The organism is Pseudomonas sp. Pseusp9 (assembly GCF_059491265.1).
Genome location: NZ_CP168500.1, coordinates 1964520 through 1984484, shown reverse-complemented (window position 1 = coordinate 1984484; position 19965 = coordinate 1964520). Strand labels below are relative to the sequence as shown.

The 19965-nt window shown below is 61.0% G+C and carries 21 protein-coding genes and 4 tRNA genes; 5 read left to right on the top strand and 20 right to left on the bottom strand.

Going from position 1 to position 19965, the window contains the following annotated elements:
- Positions 1–92: 92 nt before the first annotated feature.
- From tig to ACEN8E_RS09040, 5 genes are all read right to left on the bottom strand, one after another.
- A complete protein-coding gene (gene tig, locus ACEN8E_RS09060) occupies positions 93–1403 on the bottom strand; it encodes a trigger factor (RefSeq protein ID WP_495592308.1) in 1311 nt (436 codons plus the stop codon).
- Between the two features lie 386 nt (positions 1404–1789).
- Positions 1790–1865: transfer RNA gene (locus ACEN8E_RS09055), tRNA-His, on the bottom strand.
- Between the two features lie 77 nt (positions 1866–1942).
- A tRNA-Leu gene (locus ACEN8E_RS09050) sits at positions 1943–2027 on the bottom strand.
- A 56-nt stretch (positions 2028–2083) separates the two neighbouring features.
- Positions 2084–2159: transfer RNA gene (locus tag ACEN8E_RS09045), tRNA-His, on the bottom strand.
- A gap of 32 nt (positions 2160–2191) precedes the next feature.
- Positions 2192–2268, bottom strand: a tRNA-Arg gene (locus ACEN8E_RS09040).
- Positions 2269–2542: 274 nt separating this feature from the next.
- Between ACEN8E_RS09040 and folD the strand changes: the two genes are divergently transcribed.
- Positions 2543–3397 (top strand): bifunctional methylenetetrahydrofolate dehydrogenase/methenyltetrahydrofolate cyclohydrolase FolD, encoded by an 855-nt coding sequence (gene folD / locus ACEN8E_RS09035; protein WP_322615469.1) that lies wholly within the window; start codon positions 2543–2545, stop codon positions 3395–3397.
- Positions 3398–3633: 236 nt separating this feature from the next.
- Positions 3634–4572 (top strand): D-alanyl-D-alanine endopeptidase, encoded by a 939-nt coding sequence (pbpG, locus tag ACEN8E_RS09030; RefSeq protein WP_495592307.1) that lies wholly within the window; start codon positions 3634–3636, stop codon positions 4570–4572.
- A gap of 56 nt (positions 4573–4628) precedes the next feature.
- Here pbpG and ACEN8E_RS09025 read toward each other — a convergent pair whose 3' ends face one another.
- The 3 genes from ACEN8E_RS09025 to ACEN8E_RS09015 form a co-directional block, all read right to left on the bottom strand.
- Positions 4629–4829 (bottom strand): hypothetical protein, encoded by a 201-nt coding sequence (locus ACEN8E_RS09025; RefSeq protein ID WP_495592306.1) that lies wholly within the window; start codon positions 4827–4829, stop codon positions 4629–4631.
- Positions 4830–4846: 17 nt separating this feature from the next.
- Positions 4847–5053 carry a DUF6021 family protein gene (locus ACEN8E_RS09020; protein WP_495592305.1) on the bottom strand — a complete coding sequence of 69 codons (207 nt, stop codon included), beginning with the start codon at positions 5051–5053 and terminating at the stop codon, positions 4847–4849.
- Positions 5054–5147: 94 nt separating this feature from the next.
- Positions 5148–5882: a C39 family peptidase gene (locus ACEN8E_RS09015; protein WP_495592304.1), complete on the bottom strand. Its 735-nt coding sequence runs from the start codon at positions 5880–5882 to the stop codon at positions 5148–5150.
- A gap of 179 nt (positions 5883–6061) precedes the next feature.
- Here ACEN8E_RS09015 and ACEN8E_RS09010 point away from each other — a divergent pair, with 179 nt between their 5' ends.
- Positions 6062–6229, top strand: coding sequence for a hypothetical protein (locus ACEN8E_RS09010; RefSeq protein WP_495592303.1), 168 nt, complete (start codon positions 6062–6064; stop codon positions 6227–6229).
- Positions 6230–6307: 78 nt separating this feature from the next.
- On the opposite strand, the gene ACEN8E_RS09005 is transcribed toward ACEN8E_RS09010, so the two are convergent.
- Together ACEN8E_RS09005 and ACEN8E_RS09000 are read right to left on the bottom strand one after the other, a co-directional pair.
- Positions 6308–7057 carry a TerC family protein gene (locus ACEN8E_RS09005; protein ID WP_413427829.1) on the bottom strand — a complete coding sequence of 250 codons (750 nt, stop codon included), beginning with the start codon at positions 7055–7057 and terminating at the stop codon, positions 6308–6310.
- A 29-nt stretch (positions 7058–7086) separates the two neighbouring features.
- Entirely contained in the window at positions 7087–7329 is a 243-nt protein-coding gene (locus ACEN8E_RS09000; RefSeq protein WP_495592302.1) for a hypothetical protein, read from the bottom strand.
- A gap of 135 nt (positions 7330–7464) precedes the next feature.
- Between ACEN8E_RS09000 and nhaR the strand changes: the two genes are divergently transcribed.
- A complete protein-coding gene (gene nhaR, locus ACEN8E_RS08995; protein WP_495592301.1) occupies positions 7465–8364 on the top strand; it encodes a transcriptional activator NhaR in 900 nt (299 codons plus the stop codon).
- 4 nt (positions 8365–8368) lie between these two features.
- Here the strand turns inward: nhaR and ACEN8E_RS08990 are convergent, their stop codons facing one another.
- Positions 8369–9523, bottom strand: coding sequence for an MFS transporter (locus tag ACEN8E_RS08990; RefSeq protein ID WP_495592300.1), 1155 nt, complete (start codon positions 9521–9523; stop codon positions 8369–8371).
- Between the two features lie 304 nt (positions 9524–9827).
- On the opposite strand from ACEN8E_RS08990, the gene sstT reads away from it, so the two are divergent.
- Positions 9828–11060: a serine/threonine transporter SstT gene (gene sstT / locus ACEN8E_RS08985; protein WP_495592299.1), complete on the top strand. Its 1233-nt coding sequence runs from the start codon at positions 9828–9830 to the stop codon at positions 11058–11060.
- 97 nt (positions 11061–11157) lie between these two features.
- On the opposite strand, the gene ACEN8E_RS08980 is transcribed toward sstT, so the two are convergent.
- From ACEN8E_RS08980 to ACEN8E_RS08940, 9 genes are all read right to left on the bottom strand, one after another.
- Complete coding sequence (locus tag ACEN8E_RS08980; protein WP_495592298.1) at positions 11158–11667, bottom strand: DUF1993 domain-containing protein; 510 nt, start codon at positions 11665–11667, stop codon at positions 11158–11160.
- Positions 11668–11859: 192 nt separating this feature from the next.
- The gene (locus ACEN8E_RS08975; protein WP_495592297.1) at positions 11860–12735 is read right to left on the bottom strand and encodes an SDR family oxidoreductase; all 876 of its coding nucleotides are present in this window, start codon (positions 12733–12735) and stop codon (positions 11860–11862) included.
- Between the two features lie 163 nt (positions 12736–12898).
- Entirely contained in the window at positions 12899–14047 is a 1149-nt protein-coding gene (locus ACEN8E_RS08970) for an acetyl-CoA C-acetyltransferase (protein ID WP_495592296.1), read from the bottom strand.
- A gap of 152 nt (positions 14048–14199) precedes the next feature.
- The gene (locus tag ACEN8E_RS08965) at positions 14200–15255 is read right to left on the bottom strand and encodes an acyl-CoA dehydrogenase family protein (RefSeq protein WP_495592295.1); all 1056 of its coding nucleotides are present in this window, start codon (positions 15253–15255) and stop codon (positions 14200–14202) included.
- Positions 15256–15265: 10 nt separating this feature from the next.
- Positions 15266–16432 (bottom strand): acyl-CoA dehydrogenase family protein, encoded by a 1167-nt coding sequence (locus ACEN8E_RS08960; RefSeq protein WP_495593293.1) that lies wholly within the window; start codon positions 16430–16432, stop codon positions 15266–15268.
- Positions 16433–16442: 10 nt separating this feature from the next.
- The gene (locus tag ACEN8E_RS08955; protein ID WP_495592294.1) at positions 16443–17198 is read right to left on the bottom strand and encodes an enoyl-CoA hydratase family protein; all 756 of its coding nucleotides are present in this window, start codon (positions 17196–17198) and stop codon (positions 16443–16445) included.
- 12 nt (positions 17199–17210) lie between these two features.
- The gene (locus tag ACEN8E_RS08950) at positions 17211–18278 is read right to left on the bottom strand and encodes an NAD(P)H-dependent flavin oxidoreductase (RefSeq protein WP_495592293.1); all 1068 of its coding nucleotides are present in this window, start codon (positions 18276–18278) and stop codon (positions 17211–17213) included.
- Positions 18279–18280: 2 nt separating this feature from the next.
- Positions 18281–19153 (bottom strand): enoyl-CoA hydratase, encoded by an 873-nt coding sequence (locus ACEN8E_RS08945; RefSeq protein ID WP_429372884.1) that lies wholly within the window; start codon positions 19151–19153, stop codon positions 18281–18283.
- A 23-nt stretch (positions 19154–19176) separates the two neighbouring features.
- Positions 19177–19965 (bottom strand): CoA-transferase subunit beta, encoded by a 789-nt coding sequence (locus ACEN8E_RS08940; RefSeq protein WP_495592292.1) that lies wholly within the window; start codon positions 19963–19965, stop codon positions 19177–19179.

Here is a 19965-nt window from a genome sequence, read left to right as displayed (position 1 = left end):
CTCTGCAGTCACTCCCAAATAGTTATGTCTTGAATACGCATAAGCCAGCTCGAAGGCTGGCTTATGGTGTTTGCTTCTTACCGCAAAAGTGATCAGTCGGCTTGTGGTGCTTCTACCGGCTTGACCGCTTCTTCGTAAGAGACCGATTTGTCGGTCACGCTAGCTTTCTGCAGAACAGTATCCACAACTTGCTCTTCCAGCACAACCGAACGAACTTCGTTCAGTTGCTGGTCGTTCTTGTAGTACCAGGACACAACTTGCTCAGGTTCCTGGTAGGCCGAAGCCATTTCCTGAATCATCTCGCGAACGCGGGTTTCGTCAGGCTTGAGGTCGAACTGCTTGACCACTTCAGCCACGATCAGACCCAGCACTACGCGGCGCTTGGCTTGCTCTTCGAACAGCTCGGCCGGCAGTTGGTCAGGCTTGATGTTGCCGCCGAACTGCTGAACAGCCTGCACGCGCAGACGGTCAACTTCGTTGGACAGCAGAGCCTTTGGCACTTCAATCGGGTTGGTGGCCAGCAGACCGTCCATTACCTGATTCTTGACCTTGGATTTGATCGCCTGACGCAGCTCACGCTCCATGTTCTTGCGAACTTCGGCACGGAAACCATCCAGACCGGTTTCCTTGATGCCGAATTGAGCGAAGAACTCTTCGGTCAGTTCTGGCAGCTTCGGCTCGGAAACGGTGTTTACAGTCACGGTGAACTCGGCGGTTTTGCCAGCCAGGTCCAGGTTCTGATAGTCCTCTGGGAAGGTCAGGTTCAGAACGCGCTCTTCACCAGCCTTGACACCCACCAGACCGTCTTCGAAGCCAGGGATCATGCGGCCGGAACCCAGAACCAGCTGAGTACCCTTGGCGGAACCACCGGCGAACACTTCACCGTCGACCTTGCCGACGAAATCGATGTTCAGCTGGTCTTCGTTTTGAGCAGCGCGATCGGCCACTTCGAAACGGGTGTTCTGCTTGCGCAGGATGTCCAGCATCTTGTCCAGATCGGCATCAGCCACGTCAGCGCTCAGGCGCTCGACGGTGATACCTTCGAAACCGGCAACGGTGAACTCAGGGAACACTTCGAATACGGCTACGTATTCCAGGTCCTTGCCAGCTTCCAGGGATTTTGGCTCGATCGAAGGCTGACCAGCCGGGTTCAGCTTCTGCTCAACCACAGCTTCGTAGAAGGAAGACTGGATCACGTCGCCTACAGCTTCCTGGCGAGCGTCAGCACCGAAACGGCGCTTGATTTCGCTCATTGGCACCTTGCCTGGACGGAAGCCGGCAATCTTGGCCTTTTGGGCGGTCTGCTGCAGACGCTTGTTGACCTGGCTCTCGATGCGCTCAGCCGGCACGGTGACGCTCATGCGGCGCTCAAGAGCAGTAGTATTTTCAACAGAAACTTGCATGGATATTCCTCGTTGCACAGACGTTAGCCGGCCGTTTCCGACCCCAGAATCAAGGGCATGCATTCTAGTGGGTCAAACTCAAGAAGTCACCCTACTGAAAACGGGTAAAAAAGCAGCAGGCAATTTATAGGGGGGAATGCACCAATGCACCTCACCCCAATGGCAAATACAACCAATCACGCCAGGGCTCTGCACCGACCTTTTCATATATGGAAGAGGTCGCCAATCATCTCCCTGACAGCCGATCTCGCAAGCAAGGCCGGCGGGCAGGACAGCATCATCGAGAAACATAAATACGACGAAACGCCCTGCCCCTGCGACCCGCAACCGGCGGCCGCTGAAACAAAAAAGGCGCCAGACTTTTCAATCTGGCGCCTTTCGAAATATGGGGTGGACGATGGGGATCGAACCCACGACAACGGGAGTCACAATCCCGTGCTCTACCAACTGAGCTACGCCCACCATATTGCCTGTTAAAGAAGCCAAACAACTTCTTTATGAAGATCCAGCCAGGCCGACAGCCTGAATGAAGCTTTATTTGGTGCGGATGAAGAGACTCGAACTCTTACGCCTCGCGGCGCTGGAACCTAAATCCAGTGTGTCTACCAATTCCACCACATCCGCGGATGAAGCCTTTAAAGCAAAGGCGCCAGACTGTTAATCTGGCGCCTTTCGAAATATGGGGTGGACGATGGGGATCGAACCCACGACAACGGGAGTCACAATCCCGTGCTCTACCAACTGAGCTACGCCCACCATATCGCGCTACTTGTGCCAATGCTGCCTAATGGCGCACCCGGCAGGACTCGAACCTGCGACCATCCGCTTAGAAGGCGGATGCTCTATCCAGCTGAGCTACGGGCGCCTTGTTAGCTGTACCCTTGGAGGACTACAAACTAAGTGCTTTCCAGTCTCGCAGAATCGTAATCCTGCTCAACCTTCTTAACCAGTGCTAGGCTGTGCCCGACAAGTGCGACGAATAGTATAGAGCCCCCCGATGGTCGTCAAATCCTTTTTAAAAAAAATTCATTTAATTAAAGGAGTTAGGGGAATTTGCAGACCAAGCGCCTTTGCCCTCACCGCATGACATGCGAGAATGCGTTCTCTTTTTTTCCCCTCTCGATGGTTAATCACGCGCAATGACTGCACAACTAATCGACGGCAAATCGATCGCCGCCAGCCTGCGCCAGCAGATCGCCCAACGTGTCACCGAGCGTCGCCAGCAAGGCCTGCGCACGCCCGGCCTTGCGGTGATCCTGGTCGGCAGCGATCCAGCCTCTCAGGTTTATGTCTCGCACAAGCGTAAAGACTGTGAAGAGGTCGGCTTTCTATCCCAAGCTTATGACCTGCCTTCCGAAACCACTCAAGAAGCGCTGACCGAGCTGATCGATCGCCTGAACGACGATCCTGCAATCGACGGCGTTCTGCTTCAGCTGCCGCTTCCCGAGCACCTGGACGCCTCCCGTCTGCTGGAGCGCATTCGTCCGGACAAGGACGTCGACGGGTTCCATCCTTATAACGTCGGTCGTCTGGCCCAGCGTATCCCGCTGCTGCGCCCATGCACCCCAAAAGGCATCATGACCCTGCTGGAAAGCACCGGTGCCGATCTTTACGGGATGAATGCCGTGGTTGTCGGCGCGTCCAATATCGTTGGCCGCCCGATGGCGATGGAATTGCTGCTGGCCGGTTGCACTGTGACGGTCACCCACCGCTTTACCAAGGACCTGGCCGGTCATGTCGGCCGTGCGGACCTGGTCGTCGTCGCCGCCGGCAAGCCGGGCCTGGTCAAGGGCGAATGGATCAAGGAAGGCGCGATCGTGATCGATGTCGGCATCAACCGTCAGGACGACGGCAAGCTGGTCGGTGACGTGATCTATGAAACCGCCCTGCCCCGCGCCGGCTGGATCACTCCGGTACCCGGTGGCGTTGGCCCGATGACCCGTGCCTGCCTGCTGGAAAACACCCTGTACGCCGCTGAAACCCTGCACGGCTAAGCTTCAACGCGCACGCTCACAGCGAGTCAAGAAACCCCGCCACTGGCGGGGTTTTTTTTGCCTGCGAAAAACCCTCGACCGCTCGCCGGAAAATGACTTTTTTTTCATGTTTCTCAGGACTTTCGCCTGTTACTTGAACAACCATCGACAGTTATTCAGCCATACTCCAGAATGTCGCGCTTTTACGAAATAGCCCGTTACAGAACGGCTTATCAACACTTTACGAGTCTGCCAGCGTGAAAATCCGACTTTCCATCCTGAGCCTATTTTTTGCAGTTACAGGGTCTTTCATCACGCCTGTTGCCAGCGCTGGCGACACCACGGCTGCACCTCGAGATACCGCACATCTCAAGATCGCCTCCGGCAGCGCCCTGCTCATGGATCTACAGACCAATAAAGTCATCTACGCCAGCAATCCTGACGTCGTCGTCCCCATTGCGTCGGTCAGCAAGTTGATGACAGGTCTGGTGGTGGTTGAAGCCCGCCAGAACATGGACGAGTACATCAATATCAACATCAGCGACACGCCAGAAATGAAAGGTGTGTTCTCCAGGGTCAAGCTCAACAGCGAAATGCCGCGCCGGGAAATGCTGCTGATTGCATTGATGTCTTCGGAAAACCGTGCCGCCGCCAGCCTGGCGCACCACTATCCGGGTGGCTACGCCGCGTTCATCGCCGCAATGAATGCCAAGGCCAGGGCGCTGGGCATGACCAACACGCACTTTGTCGAGCCAACCGGTCTCTCGCCACGCAACGTATCCACCGCCCGCGACCTGAGCAAACTGCTGGTCGCCGCACACAAGTATCCGTTGCTGACCGAATTGAGCACCACCAAAGAAAAAACCGTATCGTTCCGTAAACCCAATTACAGCCTGGGTTTTCGCAACACCGACCATTTGATCGGCAAACCGAACTGGAACATCGAGTTGACGAAAACCGGCTTCACCAACGAAGCAGGCCACTGCCTGGTACTGGTGACGCACATGGGCAACCGCCCGGTTACGCTGGTGATCCTCGACGCCTACGGCAAATACACCCACTTTGCCGATGCCACGCGCATCCGCAACTGGGTTGAAACCGGCAAGGGCACTACCGTGCCGTCGGTTGCCCTGCAATACAAATCGGATAAAAACCTGAAGCACCGCCAAAGCGGTGTGGTTGAAGCCTCGAAGTAACAACGCGGCAACGCACGAAAAGCCCCGATCATTCGGGGCTTTTTTTCGCCTGGCATTCAATCGTTGGGCAATGGCATCTGGTCGTCATCCGGAATGCCATCACCGGTACTCGGATCTCTCCAACCCTTCGGCGTCGTTGGCCGCACCAGAGGATCCCTCAACGGGCTTTCAGGATCCATCACCGGATCGGTGCTTTGTTCGGGAGTTGTGGGGACAGTTTCCGGACGTTTGTCGTCAAAACCGGAATCAGCAGACATACGCACCTCCATTGGACCTAAGGCTTCAGATTACCCAGTGGATCATAGGGCTTTGCCGGAGCCTTGGGGTCGTCACCCGGTTTCACGTCCCTCGGTGCCTTGGCAGGCCCGATGGGGTCGACCTGTGGGTCGGCAAGGTCCGGGGAATCGGGGTCGAACCCCAGCTCATTGCCAGACGAATGTTCAGACGAGTGCGGGCCGACGGGCGTTTTTGAATGAGCCATGGGCGCCTCCTGATCTCGACCCGGATAATGCTCCGGGCCCATAAGGATAAGAGGCCGGCGACGGGCGAAGGTGCCCGTCGGGTGACAAACGGACTTAGTGCGCGGCCAAGGCTTTTTTCGCCTTGGCGGCGGCCTGCTCCTGACCCGCCTGAGCCAGATCGTTGGCGGACTTGAGCCAGCGTTGCTGATCGACCTGAGCCGGGATCTGCGCCGGATTCTGGATCAGCACGGCCCAACCACCGGCGTCCTTGAACGCCGACTCGAAGGCGCTGAAGCTCATCATATCGCGGCGATCCATACCGGCGCGCAACAGGACCGTCTGCTTCTGGCGGTTGTAGCCGCTCAGAATGGCGTAACGCGGTTCGGCCCACATGGCCGAGCCTTCGGTAAAGCGCACCATCACCGGATAACCGGCGGCGACTTGCGTCAACAAGGCCGCTAGGTTGCTGTCGAGGGGATACACGACCATCCCGTACTCGCGCGCCAGGTTCTGCATGTTCTGTTGCAACTGAGCTTCGCCCCCTGGCAAATGCAAGGGTTTTTCCAGCAAGCCTGGAGTGATCACGATGCCCTGCTGGGACAGCATGCTGGCCAACACCTGTGGCCCGCTTTGATACGCATCGCCGCGATAGAAACGGCCGCTGAGCTCGACTCGCTCCGGCAATCGCTTGATCTCGGGCGCAACGCTCCCGGCACAGCCCGCCAGACCTGCCACGCAAACGGCCACCAGCATGGCCGACAAAATCCGAGAAAATACCCGCACCATCATCTCTCTCTTGTTCAGTTTCAGACGCCAGGCAATCCCATTCCCGGCTGGGTCATCGATCATAGGTCGCCGCGCCGCTACGGTATAGCTTTAAACGGTAGTCGAGTGCATTCGATAGAGCGAACTGGTTGATGACTGCCGACTTTCGGTCAATAGCCTGAAATACAGCAGCGGCTAGACTGTTTTCTGAAGAGACGACAGCGAAGCGTGATTGCCCGCAGCAGGGCAAAGAGGAGGCACAGATGAGCCTGGCAATGATCATTGCGATATTGATTTGCAGTTGGCTGGCGATAGCCGCCGCCATGTTGTGGGGCGTGCTGCGCATCACTCGCCGCCACCACCACCCTGTTCAGCCTGCTCCTGCGCCAGAAGCGGACGAGGCATCGAACCAACACGCCAACGCTCACTGACACTACTGTTGCCCGATACCAACAAAAACGGCCGCCTGCACTCCCGGGAGTTCAGGCGGCCGTTTCTTTCAACGACGGTCAGGCTTCAGCGGCTAACCGCTTCGCCCTGGCCCGGCGGGACATCATGTTCAACACCTCGATCGAAGCCGAGAACGCCATGGCCGCATAGACGTAGCCTTTTGGTACGTGGGCGCCGAAGCCTTCGGCGATCAGCGTCATGCCGATCATGATCAGGAAGCCCAGGGCCAGCATCACCACCGTCGGGTTGTCGTTGATGAACTTGGCCAGCGGATCAGCCGCCAACAACATCACCAGTACCGACACCACCACCGCGATGACCATGATCGGCAAATGCTCGGTCATGCCGACAGCGGTAATGATGCTGTCGATGGAGAACACCATGTCCAGCATCAGGATCTGACCGATCGCCGCAGCGAAGCCCAGGGTCACCGTCGAGGTCGCCGATTTCGGGTCTTCCGGTGCCGGGTCCATGCTGTGGTGGATCTCGGTGGTCGCCTTCCACAACAGGAACAGACCACCGGCGATCAGGATCATGTCTTTCCAGGAGAACGCGTGGCCGAGAATCTCGATCACCGGCGCGGTCAACTGAACGATGAACGCGATGGTGCTGAGCAAGCCCAGGCGCAGGATCAACGCCATGCCGATACCGATGCGCCGCGCCCTCTGACGATTGTGCAAGGGCAGCTTGTTGGTCAGGATCGAGATAAAGATCAGGTTATCGATGCCGAGCACGATTTCCATCACGATCAGGGTGGCCAGGGCAACCCAGGCGGTGGGGCTGGCGGCAAGTTGTAAAAGGTAGTCCATGGGTCAGTCCTGACTCGTTGTAATACGGTTTAGATTTCCTGGGAGGAAGATGCGGATTTTTCCGTCTCTTTTTCCGATGATTCTTTTTTGCCACTCAAGCTGCCGGTGGCATCGCTGAGTGCCTGCTCGGCGGCCTTGTGAGTATCGTCAATCGCCTGTTTGGCGCTTTCGGCGGCCTTGCCCATCAACTGCTGCGCGCTTTTCTCGGCTTGGTCGCAACCGGCCAGTACCAGTAAAGACGTGATCAACAGTGCCGTGGTTTTCAGCTTCATGATGTTTTCCTCGATAGAACAAACGGGACCAGAACGATGGCCCGTTGATAGCGATGCATTCTAGGGAAGTGAATACTTCAGGAAAATTCGTATTTTCAGCGGTTATACTTCGATTTTTACGAACTGTAGATCATCATGCTCAACTATCGGCAATTGCATTACTTCTGGGTGGTGGCCAAGACCGGCAGCATCGTGCGCGCCTGCGAGCAACTGAACCTCACGCCGCAAACCATCAGCGGGCAGATTTCATTGCTGGAACAGACCTTTGGCATCGAGTTGTTCCGGCGCGTCGGGCGGCAACTCGAACTGACCGAGGCCGGACGCCAGGCACTGCCCTACGCCGAGCAAATGTTTCAACTGGGTGGCGAACTGGAACTGATGCTGCGGGCACAACCCAATGAGCAGCAGATTCTGTTTCGCGTCGGCGTGGCCGACGTGGTGCCCAAATCCATCGTCTACCGTCTGATCGCGCCGACCATGGAGCTGAGCGAACCGCTGCGCATCACCTGCCGCGAAGACAAACTCGAACGCTTGTTGGCCGACCTGGCGATCCAGCGCCTGGACCTGGTGATTTCCGACAGCCCGATGCCGTCGCACCTGGACATCAAGGGCTACAGCCAGAAACTCGGTGAGTGCGGGATCAGCTTCTTCGCCACCCCTGAGCTGGTGGCACGTTACGGCCGGGACTTCCCGCACAACCTGCACGGTGCGCCGCTGCTGATTCCCGGCCCGGAAACCGTGGTGCGCAGCCGTCTGCAGCGCTGGTTCGCCGAACAGCAGGTCCAGCCGCAGATTGTCGGCGAGTTCGACGACAGCGCCCTGATGCAGGCCTTTGGCCAATCCGGCAGCGGGATCTTCATCGGCCCGAGCGTGATTGCCGATGAAGTGCAACGCCAATTTGGCGTGGAGGTGATCGGCCAGACCGACGCCGTAAGCGAGTCGTTCTATGCCATTTCAGTGGAACGCAAGGTCAGGCACCCCGGCATCGTTGCCATTACCGAAGGTGCCCGACGCGAGCTGTTTACCGCGTTTTAAACGTTCAGGCGCAGACTTCCCGGGGTTTGAAGGTCATCAGCGCAATGGCCAGCAGGATCGAGGCGAGGATGAAAGCCGCCGCGGCGAAGCCCAGGCCTTGCAGGCCGACGCTGTCGATCACGCGACCGCCGATCATCGCGCCCAGGCCGATACCGAGGTTGGCCCCGGCGATGTTCAGCGACGCAGCAAACGCTGGCGCCTCGGGCGCAGCTTTCATCAGGCGCACATGGCTGACCAGGAACAAAGCCGCCTGGGTCACGCCCCAGATGCCCATCGCCGCCGCCAGACCGAGCGGCGAATGGATGTTCGGCACCAGCGCCACCAGACCGGCAATCATGAACGCGCAAAACATCATCGACGCCATCAACGGATGACGATCCACCGCCCGGCCGCCCAGGGAGTTGCCGATCAGCCCGACCGCGCCGAAGCCCATCAGGCACCAGCCGACCACCGTGCCGTTGAAACCAGCCAGGCGTTCGAGGATGTCGGCCAGGTAGGTGTAGGCGGTGAACATACCGCTGAACACCACCACCGACAGCAGCACGTGACCGAGCATCAGCGGGCTGCGCAGAATCTTGAACTGCGACAGCAGGCTCACCTGATGCTGGTGCAGATTAGTCTTCGGCAGGTAGATAAACAGCAGCAGCGCCTTGGCAAAGGCGATGACCGCCAGAATGGCAAAGGCACTGCGCCAGCCGAACGCATCGGAAATCAGCGTGCCCACCGGAATGCCGAATACCGTGGCGCACACGATGCCGAAGCCGATCTTGGCGATGGCGCGACCGGCGTAATCCGGCCCGACGATGTCCACCGCCGTTTCACTGGCCAGCGCCCAGAACACCGGCAGCCCCAGCGCCGGGATCAACCGGGCAAACGCCATCACCCAGATGTTCGGCGCCAGTGCCGCCAGGGTGTTGGCCAGGCCAAACAGGATCAGCACCGAAATGAACAGCTTGCGGCGCTCGAAGCGGGCGAAATACGCCGTCAGGAACGGCCCGAACGCGGCCACGGTGAAGGCGAACAATGTCACCAGCAAACCCGCTTGCGGGATGCTGACGTCCAGGTCGCGGGCGATGGCCGGCAACAGGCCAACGATGATGAATTCCGTGGTCAGCACCGTGAAACCGGCGGCAGACAACAGAAGAATGGGCAACAGCATGCAGAACTCCAGAAAAAACGACGACACCAGCGATGACCCGAAGGCCCACTGGCAGAGATGAAAATGAGGATGGCGAATCTTAACAGACTGTTTCCACACGCGGTTGCACGAACCTGCCTGTCTCGTTGAATGCCAGGGTGGCAGTTCGTCACAGGTCTGAAAGATCGTGCCTGCCCGTGATAAAGTCCGCGCCCTGAAAAACGTACCCCCCGTATTGCCCTTTCGGTTTCCTGCCTGCGGCCTGCCCTGTTTGTTGCCGCGCACCTGCGAAACCCTGCACCCAAAAAATCAGAGATGCCGTTTTATGACCGTTTCATCCCCTTCTCTATTGCAACGCCTGAAACGCTTGAGCCTGGTCACGCAGATCCTGATCGGCCTGATCGCCGGCATTGCCCTGGCCCTGTTTGCCCCTGACGTGGCCAAGTCCACTGCATTCATCGGCAAAGTATTTGTTTGCGCGCTGAAAGCGGTCGCACCGATCCTGGTGTTTGTGCTGGTCATGGCATCGATTGCCAACCATAAACACGGGCAGGAAACCCATATCCGGCCGATTCTGTTCCTGTATCTGCTGGGTACTTTCGCCGCCGCTGTGGTCGCGGTGGTTGCCAGCATGATGTTCCCGTCGAGCCTGGTGCTGTCGACCCAGGACGTTGCAGTGACGGCGCCGGGCGGGATTGGCGAAGTGCTGCAAAGCCTGTTGCTGAGCGTGGTTGAAAACCCGGTCAGCGCGCTGATGAATGCCAATTTCATCGGCATTCTGGCGTGGGCCATCGGCATGGGCATTGCCATCCGCCACGCCGGCGACACCACCCGTGAGGTGCTGGGCGACTTGTCCAACGGCGTGACCGTGATCGTGCGTCTGGTGATCAGCTTCGCCCCGCTGGGCATCTTCGGCCTGGTGGCCTCGACGCTCGCCATCTCCGGTTTCGGCGCCCTGATCGGCTACGCGCACCTGCTGGCCGTGCTGCTGGGCTGCATGCTGTTCGTGGCGCTGGTGATGAACCCGATCATTGTTTTCTGGAAACTGCGCCGCAACCCGTACCCGCTGGTCCTGACCTGCCTGCGCGAGAGCGGTATCACCGCGTTCTTCACCCGCAGTTCGGCGGCGAACATTCCGGTCAACCTGGAATTGAGCAAGCGACTGGGCCTGCATGAAGACACCTATTCGGTGTCGATCCCGCTGGGCGCGACCATCAACATGGCCGGTGCGGCGATCACCATTACCGTGCTGACCCTGGCAGCCGTGCATACCCTGGGCATCGCCGTGGACATCCCGACCGCGATCCTGCTGAGCGTCGTTGCCGCGATCTGCGCCTGCGGTGCTTCGGGGGTGGCCGGTGGGTCGCTGTTGCTGATTCCGCTGGCGTGCAGCCTGTTCGGCATCCCGAGCGAAATCGCCATGCAGGTGGTGGCGGTCGGTTTCATCATCGGTGTGTTGCAGGATTCGGCCGAGACGGCGCTGAACTCGTCTACCGATGTGCTGTTCACCGCGGCGGCTTGCCTGGGTGAAGAACAGAAAGCCGAGCGCCTGGCCTGACACCCGACCTTGTAGGAGCGAGCTTGCTCGCGATGGTGTGTCAGTCAACCCTACGTGGCTGACACACCATCGCGAGCAGGCTCGCTCCTACAGTTTTTTAGAACGCGCCCATGTAGTCGCGCTTGCCCACTTCCACGCCGTTATGGCGCAGCAGTGCGTAAGTGGTGGTGACGTGGAAGAAGAACTGCGGCAGGCCGTAGGTCAGCAGGTAGGCCTGGCCGGTGAAGCGTTTCTCTTTAGGCGTGCCCGGGCGGGTGACGATCTCGATGCCTTCCTTGCCGTTGATCTGCTCCGGCTTGATGCTGCCAACGAAGGCCAGGGCCTTGGCGATCAATGCTTGCAGCTCGGCGAAGGTGGTTTCGTTGTCGTCGTACTTCGGCAATTCGACTTCGGCCAGGCGACCGGTAACGCCCTTGCTGAAATCTACGGCGATCTGCACCTGACGCACCAGCGGGAACATGTCCGGGAACAGGCGCGCTTGCAGGAATGCGTTAGGGTCGATGTTTTTTTCGGTGGCGTGAGCCTCGGCCTTTTTCAGTACATCGCTCAGGGCGTTGAGCATTTGCTGGAAAACAGGCACGGAAGCGTCGTACAGGGAAATGGTCATGGCAGGTCTCATCTGGAGTGAACATGGGTCATTTGCAGGAGCGAGCTTGCTCGCGATGGACGTGAACGATAACGCGTTCTGTCTGAATAAACGCGTAGCGCCGGAGTCCATCGCGAGCGAGCTCGCTCCTACAGGTGATCGGCATCAGGGGCCGATTATAGCCATGCACGCCCCTCCCGAGACCGGTCTTTTTCAGCTGCCGTACACTTTCGCCGCCGGAACGGCCTGAGCCACCAGTTGTGCCACGGCTTCGCCCATCTCGCCAACCGCCCAGCGGCCCTGGCGATCCAGTTGCGGACCACGGCGCCAGCCGTCGGCGATCGACAACTTGCCGCCCTCGACTTCGAACATCTGCCCGGTCACCCCGGCGGAAGCCTCGGAGCCAAGCCACACCACCAGCGGCGCAACGTTTTCCGGAGCAAAGTAATCGAAGCCCTCTTCTGGTTTTTTCATGGTGTCGGCGAACACTTGCTCGGTCATCCCGGTCCGCGCGGCCGGCGCCAGGGCGTTGGCGGTGATCCCGTAGCGACGCAGTTCAGCCGCCTGCACCAGCGTCAGCGAAGCAATACCGCCCTTGGCCGCCGCATAGTTGGATTGACCGATTGAGCCCTGCAAACCGGCGCCGGAACTGGTGTTGATGATTCGCGCATCGACCTTGGTGCCGCCCTTGGCCTGCTCACGCCAGTACTTCACGGCGTGGCTGGAAATGCAGAAGTGGCCCTTCAGGTGCACGGCCACTACGGCGTCCCAATCGGCTTCACTGAGGCTGGCGAACATGCGGTCGCGGCAGATTCCGGCGTTGTTGACCACCACGTTCAGGTCGCCAAAAGTTTCGATGGCCTGGCGCACGATCAGCCCCGCCGAGTCATAACGGGTGATGTCGTCACTGTTGGCCACGGCACTGCCGCCCTGCCCGAGGATTTCGCCGACCACGGCGAGCGCCGCCTCGCGGTTGATGTCGTTGACCAGCACTTTCGCGCCTTCAGCGGCGAAGGCCAGTGCGTACGCCCGGCCCAGACCACCGCCGGCACCGGTGATGATGACGACGCGGTTTTCACAGATCTTCATGTTCTACATCCTTCAAATTCATCACGAGTCGCACAATCCCCCCTGTAGGAGCGAGCTTGCTCGCGATGGTCGTTAACGAATACGCGGGGTATCTGGATAACCGCGTCGTTCTTGAGTCCATCGCGAGCAGGCTCGCTCCTACAGGGGCGGTGTGTGTTCTGAGTTACAAACGCTCGATAATCGTCACGTTGGCCTGGCCGCCGCCTTCGCACATGGTCTGCAGGCCGAAGCGACCGCCGCTGCGCTCCAGCTCATGCAGCAGGCTGCACATCAGGCGGGTACCGGTTGCGCCCAGCGGATGGCCGAGGGCAATTGCGCCGCCGTTGACGTTGGTCTGTTCGTGCGGATAGCCGGTCTCTTTCAACCAGGCCATGGCCACCGAAGCGAAGGCCTCGTTGATCTCGACGCGATCGATGTCTTCGAGCTTCATCCCGGCGCGCTTGAGTGCGTAGGCGGTGGCCGGGATCGGCGCGGTGAGCATCCAGATCGGGTCTTCGGCGCGCACGCTCAGGTGATGGATACGCGCCCGAGGCGTCAGGCCGTAACGCTTGAGCGCCGCCTCCGAGACGATCAGCATCGCGCTGGCCGCGTCGCAGGTCTGGCTGGATACCGCGGCGGTCACCCGGTCACAGCCGAACAGGAATTCCAGCTCGGCCATTTTCTCCAGGCTGGTCTGGCGCGGAGTTTCGTCGTGCAACACACCGGCCAGCGGCACGATCTCGCGGTTGAAGCGGCCTTGCTCGATGGCCTGCAAGGCACGTCGGTGGGACTCAAGCGAGTAGGCCTCAAGCTGCGCCCGAGACAGGTCCCATTTTTCCGCGATCATCTGCGCCGACCGGAACTGGGTCGGCGGTTGCGCGCCATAGCGCCGCACCCAGCCCTCGGACCCGCTGAACGGATCGCTGAAACCCAAGGGTTCGGCGGCGATCATGGCCGAGGAAATCGGGATCTGGGTCATGGTCTGCACGCCACCGGCCACCACCACATCCTGAGTGCCGCTCATCACCGCCTGGGCGGCGAAGTGCACCGCTTGCTGGGATGAACCGCACTGGCGATCGATGGTGGTGCCCGGCACCGATTGCGACAAACCGGCCGCCAGCCAACTGGTGCGGGCGATGTCACCGGCCAGCGGGCCGATGGTGTCGACACAGCCGAAGATCACGTCGTCGTAATCCTCATCGGGAATGTCATTGCGCTCGACCAGCGCACGCAATACGTGGGCGCCCAGATCGGCGGCGTGGATCTGGCTCAGACCACCCTTGCGCCGCCCGGTGGGCGTACGCAGGGCGTCGACTATGTAGGCTTCAGGCATGGTCTACCTCGGTGAAAAAATTGAAATCAGGCGCCGATAACCTGTGGGAGCGAGCCTGCTCGCGAATGCGGCATGGCAGGCAACATCCATTTCGAATGTGCCGGCCTCTTCGCGAACAGGCTCGCTCCCACAGTTCCACTCAACGGACGCCGCTAGAACGTACTGCCGGCACCCAGTGCGGGTTGGCCATCGAACAGCGCCCCGCGAATCCGCCCCTTGTGCAGGCCGCGATCGCCCCAGACCTTGTCCAGCGCCCAGGCGCGTTTCATGAACAGCTGCAAGTCGACTTCCCAGGTGTACCCCATGGCGCCATGGGCCTGGATGCTGTTCTTCGCGGCGAGCATGGCCGCTTCCGCCGTGGCCAGCTTGGCGTGGGAAACCAGCGCGTCCTGCCCCGGTTGCCGCTCGGCCAGCGCGTAAGCGGCGCGGTACAACGGGCCTTTGGCGAACTCGATCTGCACCGCGACGTTGGCCATCAAATGCTTGACTGCCTGGAACGAGCCGACCGGTTTGCCGAACTGTTTGCGCTCGAAGGTGTAGTCCACCGCCAGGTCGACCATGCGTTTGGCCAACCCCAGCAATTGCGCGGCACTGGCAAGGGCGCCACGGTTGAAGGCGGCCGCCCACAAACGCCGGCCTTGCTCGCCGCTGGCGACGCAGGTGGCGGGCGTTGGCGTCCACTCGACCTGGAACAACTGGCGGCTCGGGTCGACCGACTCGTTGCGGGTCAGGCGCACGGCGTCGCGCTCCAGCGCATGCACCTCGTCGCCGTTGGCCAGCAACAGCAGATCGGCGACATGGGCATCGCTGACCAGCGGGTTACCCGGCTCGCCGACCGCCAGCCGCGCATTGCCCTCGGCGACCCGCGACAACCAGTATTGCTTGAGCGTGGCCTGTTGCTCATCAAGGGCAGCGAGCAACGGCACGCCGACCAGCATGGTGTCCACCAGCGGCTCAGGCAGACCGGCGTAACCGCATTCCTGGGCAATCAGCACGAAATCCAGCTCATTCATGCCCAGGCCATCCTGCGCCTCGGGCACGGTCAGCGCGGTCAGGCCCAGTTCAACCAACTGGGCCCACAGGCGCTCACTGCGCCCGCTGTCGCTCTGCCACAGTTCGCGAATGCGTTCGGGGGTGACTTCGTTGATCAGGAAGCTGCGGACGTTGTCCTGAAACAGCAGTTGGTCGCGGCTGAAACTAAAGTCCATGGTCTATTCCTCAGGCACGCGGCATGCCGAGCATGCGTTCGGCAATGATATTGCGCTGGATCTCGTTGGTGCCGGCGTAGATCGGCCCGGCCTGGGCAAACAGGAAACCTTCCAGCCAATGGCCGACGTCACCGGCGGCCGGGGCATCGGGCAGCAGCTCGCCGCGCAATCCGAGAATGCTCATGGCGGTGTCGTGCATGCGCTGGTCGAGTTCGGACCAGAAGATCTTGTTGGTCGACGATTCCGGGCCGATCTTGCCGCCCTGCACCAATTGCGAAGCGGTCATGTAGGTGCCCAGTGTGTAGGCCTCGGCATCGAGCCAGGCACGCATCACCGCCTCACCGATGGCCGGGTCGCGGTCGGCCTGCTCGCGGTTGGCCTGGTACAACTGCACCAGACGCCTGGCGGTTTCCTGGAAGCGTGCCGGTGAGCGCAGCAGCAAACCGCGCTCGAAACCGGCGGTGGACATCGCCACGTGCCAGCCCATGCCTTCGCCACCAAGGGCGTTTTCCACCGGCACCTTGACGTCGTCAAAGAAGATCTCGGCAAAACCCGGCAGGCCGTTGAGCTGCGCAATCGGCCGCACGGTGATGCCCGGCGTATTCAGCGGCAGCAGGATGAAGGTCAGCCCGTTATGGCGCTGGGACTGCGAGTCGGTACGGAAAATACCGAACGCCCAATCGGCCCATACCGCGCGGGTCGACCAGGTTTTCTGGCCGTTGATCACGTAGTGGTCGCCCACCCGTTCCGCCTTGGAGCGGATCGCCGCCATGTCGGAGCCGGCACCCGGCTCGGACCAGGCCTGGGCCCAGATGTCTTCACCGGTGGCCATGCGCGGCAGAAACCGTGCCTTCTGTTCTTCGCTGCCGTACTCCATCAGGGTCGGGCCGAGCAGGAAGATGCCGTTCTGGTTGACCCGTGCCGGCGCCCCGGAGCGGTAGTATTCCTCTTCGAAAATCAGCCACTCGATCAGGTCGCAGCCGCGCCCGCCGAGTTCGGTCGGCCAGGTGACCATGCCCCATCGGCCTTCGTTGAGCCTGGCTTCCCAGGCACGGTGCTGGGCAAAGCCCTGTTCGGTGTCGAACGATTGCAGCGGTTCACTCGGTACATTGGCCGCCAGCCAGGTCCGCGCCTCGGCGCGAAAGGCCTGCTGGGCCGGGGTATAGGTCAGGTCCATGAATATGCCTTCAGCCGTTGAATCGGGCATCGCGTTTCTCGACGAACGAGTCGCGTGCTTCCTGAGAGTCCAGTGAGCGGTAGGCTTCGAGGGTGAAGCCCTGCTCCCAGCGGTATTTGTCTTCCAGATTGCCGTCTTCGATGCCGGTCAGCGCTTCCTTGGCCAGGCTGATCATGCCGGGGCTCTTGGTGGCGATGGTGCGGGCGATCTGCAACGCGGCTTCGCGCAGGTCTTCGCGCTTGACCACGCGCTCCACCGCACCCAGGCGGTATGCTTCGGCGGCGTCGATGGCTTCGCCTGTGAAGTACATGTGGCGGACCTTCTGCACCGGGAACAGCCGCTGCAAATGCGCGCCGCCGCCCATGGCCCCGCGATCCACTTCCGGCACGCCGAAGGTGGCGCACTCGGACGCGACAATGATGTCGGCCGCACCGCAAATGCCGATGCCGCCGCCCAGCACGAAGCCGTGCACGGCGACGATCACCGGTTTCGGGTTGCGGTGGATCGCCTTGAAGCTGTCGTAGTTGCCTTTGTTCACCGCGACGATCAGGTTGCCGTCGGCGGCCAGTTCCTTGATATCGACCCCGGCGCAGAAGCCGCGCCCTTCGGCTCGGATCACGATCACCCGCACGTCGCTGTGGCGGCCCAGGCCCTCGATCTCGCTGGCGATATCGGCCCAGCCCTGGCAATTGAAGGCGTTGACCGGTGGCCGGTTGAAGACCAGTTCGGCAATGCCGTTATCGATGCTGACGCTAAATGGTTTCATGCCTTTTTTCCTTCACGACACACGGCGGCACAGCTCGCCCAGACGCGCTTCGGCGTCGCGGACGATCTGTTCAATCAATTGGGCGCAGCTGGGCAAGCTGTCGATGGAGGCGGCGATCTGCCCGGCGGGCAGTACTCCGGCGGCCGGTTGCCCGTCGACCATGGCTTTCTGGATCACCATTGGCGCGTTGGCGGCCATGATGCTTTGCGCGGCGGTCAACTCTCCGGCGCCGCGCATCTTCAAGGCACTGCCGAGCAACTGAGTCAGGCTCATGCCCGTGTGGCGGCGGTAGGCCAGGCCACTGCGCAACGCCAGCAACAGGCGCTTGAGGCCGCCGCTGTTTTCCAGCTGGTTGAGCAATTCGTTGCGGATCATCCGCTGCGGCATGCCGTCGATGGCACGGCTGATGATGATCGCCGCCGGATCCTTGACCGCGAGGTAACGCGCCAGTGTTTCCTGGGGCACCGGGCTGTCGGTGCACATCAAAAAGCGCGTGCCCATGGCGATGCCCTCGGCACCATAGGCCAGGGCCGAGACCAGCCCCTTGCCGTCCTTGAAACCGCCAGCTGCCACCACGGGCACCGACACGGCGTTGACCACCTGATCGAGCAGCATCGAGGTTGGCACGGAGCCGGTGTGCCCACCGCCCTCGCCGCCTTGCACGGTCACCGCATCGGCCCCCATTTCCACGGCTTTCTGTGCATGCTTGAGCGCGCCCACCGTGGGAATGCACACCACGCCGGCGTCCTTCAGGCGGCTGATCATTTGCTTGCCGGGCGAACGGCTGTAGCTCACCGCCCGGACTTTGTGGCGCAATACCAGCTCGACGATCTCGCCGGCATTGGCCTGGTACATGTGGAAGTTCACGCCGAACGGCTGATCGGTCAGGCGCCGGGTCTCGATAATCGCCGCCTCCATCTGCTGCGGTTCGATGGTCGCCCCGGCGAGAAAACCGAAGCCACCGGCATTGCCCGTGGCCGCCACCAGTTTCGGGTCGGCGACCCAGCCCATGGCGGTCTGGATGATCGGATAACGGCAACCGAGCAGTTCGGTCAATCGGGTATTCAACGATATCGCCATGCTCACGCCCCGCCCGCTTTGCGTTGCGAACTGGCCATGGCCTTGGCGTCGTAGCCACCGAGACGGTCGCCGGACACCAGTTCGTTGTGGGCGTGGGCGAAGTGATGCAAGCCGAACACCATGTCCATGGTCGCGCGCTTGCCCATCAAGTCTTCGGCGTTGTTCACCGCCTGCTTGCTCAATTGCAGGCCCAGGCGCGGCATCTGTGCGATGCGCCCGGCGATGTCGAGGGTCTGTTGTTCCAGCTCGTCGCGAGCAACCACCCGATTGAGCATGCCCATCTGATAGGCCCGTGGCGCTGGCATGCGCTCGCCGAGGAAGAGGAATTCCTTGGCGATGCGCGGGTTCAATTCATGCACGTGGGCGAAATACTCGACCCCGGGAATGCCCATGCGCACCACCGGATCGGCGAAGTAGGCATCCTCGCTGGCGACGATCAGGTCGCAGACCCAGGCCAGCATCAGCCCACCGGCAATGCACGCGCCCTGGACCATGGCGATGGTCGGCTTGGGCATCTCGCGCCAGCGCCGGCACATGCCCAGATACACCTCTTGCTCGCGGGCATAAAGAAACTCGCCGCCCGGTTTGTTCACATGGTCGTACCACAGGCTGGCGCGGTCGAAGCTCTTGTCGACATCGCGGCCCGGGGTGCCGATGTCATGCCCGGCGGAGAAATGCTTGCCGGCGCCGCGCAGCACGATGACTTTCACTTCATCGTCATCGCAGGCCCGGCGAAACGCCGCGTCCAGCGCATAAGTCATCTGCGAGTTCTGCGCGTTGTGGTACTCGGGGCGGTTCATGGTGACCAGGGCCACCGCGCCTTGCACCTCGTACAGCACCACGTCGGCCTGGTTGTTATCGTTATCTTCAGCCATCACTTGTCTCCGCAACGCGTTGCTCAGCGTTGGCCTGGCGGGTTGTCTTTAAGTTGCAGGGCACGCAGGTTGTGCGGGTCCAGGCGCTGGATCAGCTGCAACTGCTCGGCCGTCGGGGCCGCAGTGGTCGGGCAATCGTCCGGCACGTGCAACTCGAACCCGGTGTTGTCCTGGACCTGCGCCGCGGTCACGCCGGGGTGCAGCGAACGGATGCGCATCTGCCGCTGCGGGCCCTGGAAATCCAGCACGCAGAGGTCGGTGATGATCAGGCGGATGTCGATGTCGTCCAGCGACCAGCCACGCGCCAGGCGGGCCGGGTTGTAGCCGACCGAGGCGACCATATCGACCTCGCCTTCGACGAACACCCGACGGTTGTGGCTCGGCACGCAAAACGAGTTGGCGTGGCTGATCGAGTTGCCGGGGAAACCGCGCACGCCGAGCATCTGCGCCTTGGGTTTGGCGTAGTCGCCGATGCAGGAAATGTTTGCCTGGCCGAAGCGGTCGATCTGGGTCGGGCCGACCAGCGCGTGGCGCTTGCCACCCCAGACGTTGTCGAAAATCCGTGAGAAGCCCATCCAGCTGTCGCGCTTGGGTTCATAGCCTTTGCGCGCGCCCAAGGGCACCGGTTCGGCGACCATGTAGGCTTCGGAGTCGGTCATCAGCAGTTGCGGATTGCTGGTCAACATGGCCAGCGAGGCGGCCAGTCGCGGGATCACGCCGATACCGGAGGCCAACACTTCGCCGTCTTCGCGCCAGGCTTCGGAGGCCGCGCAGATCATCAGTTCGGCGAGGCTGTAAGTAGTAGTGCTCAT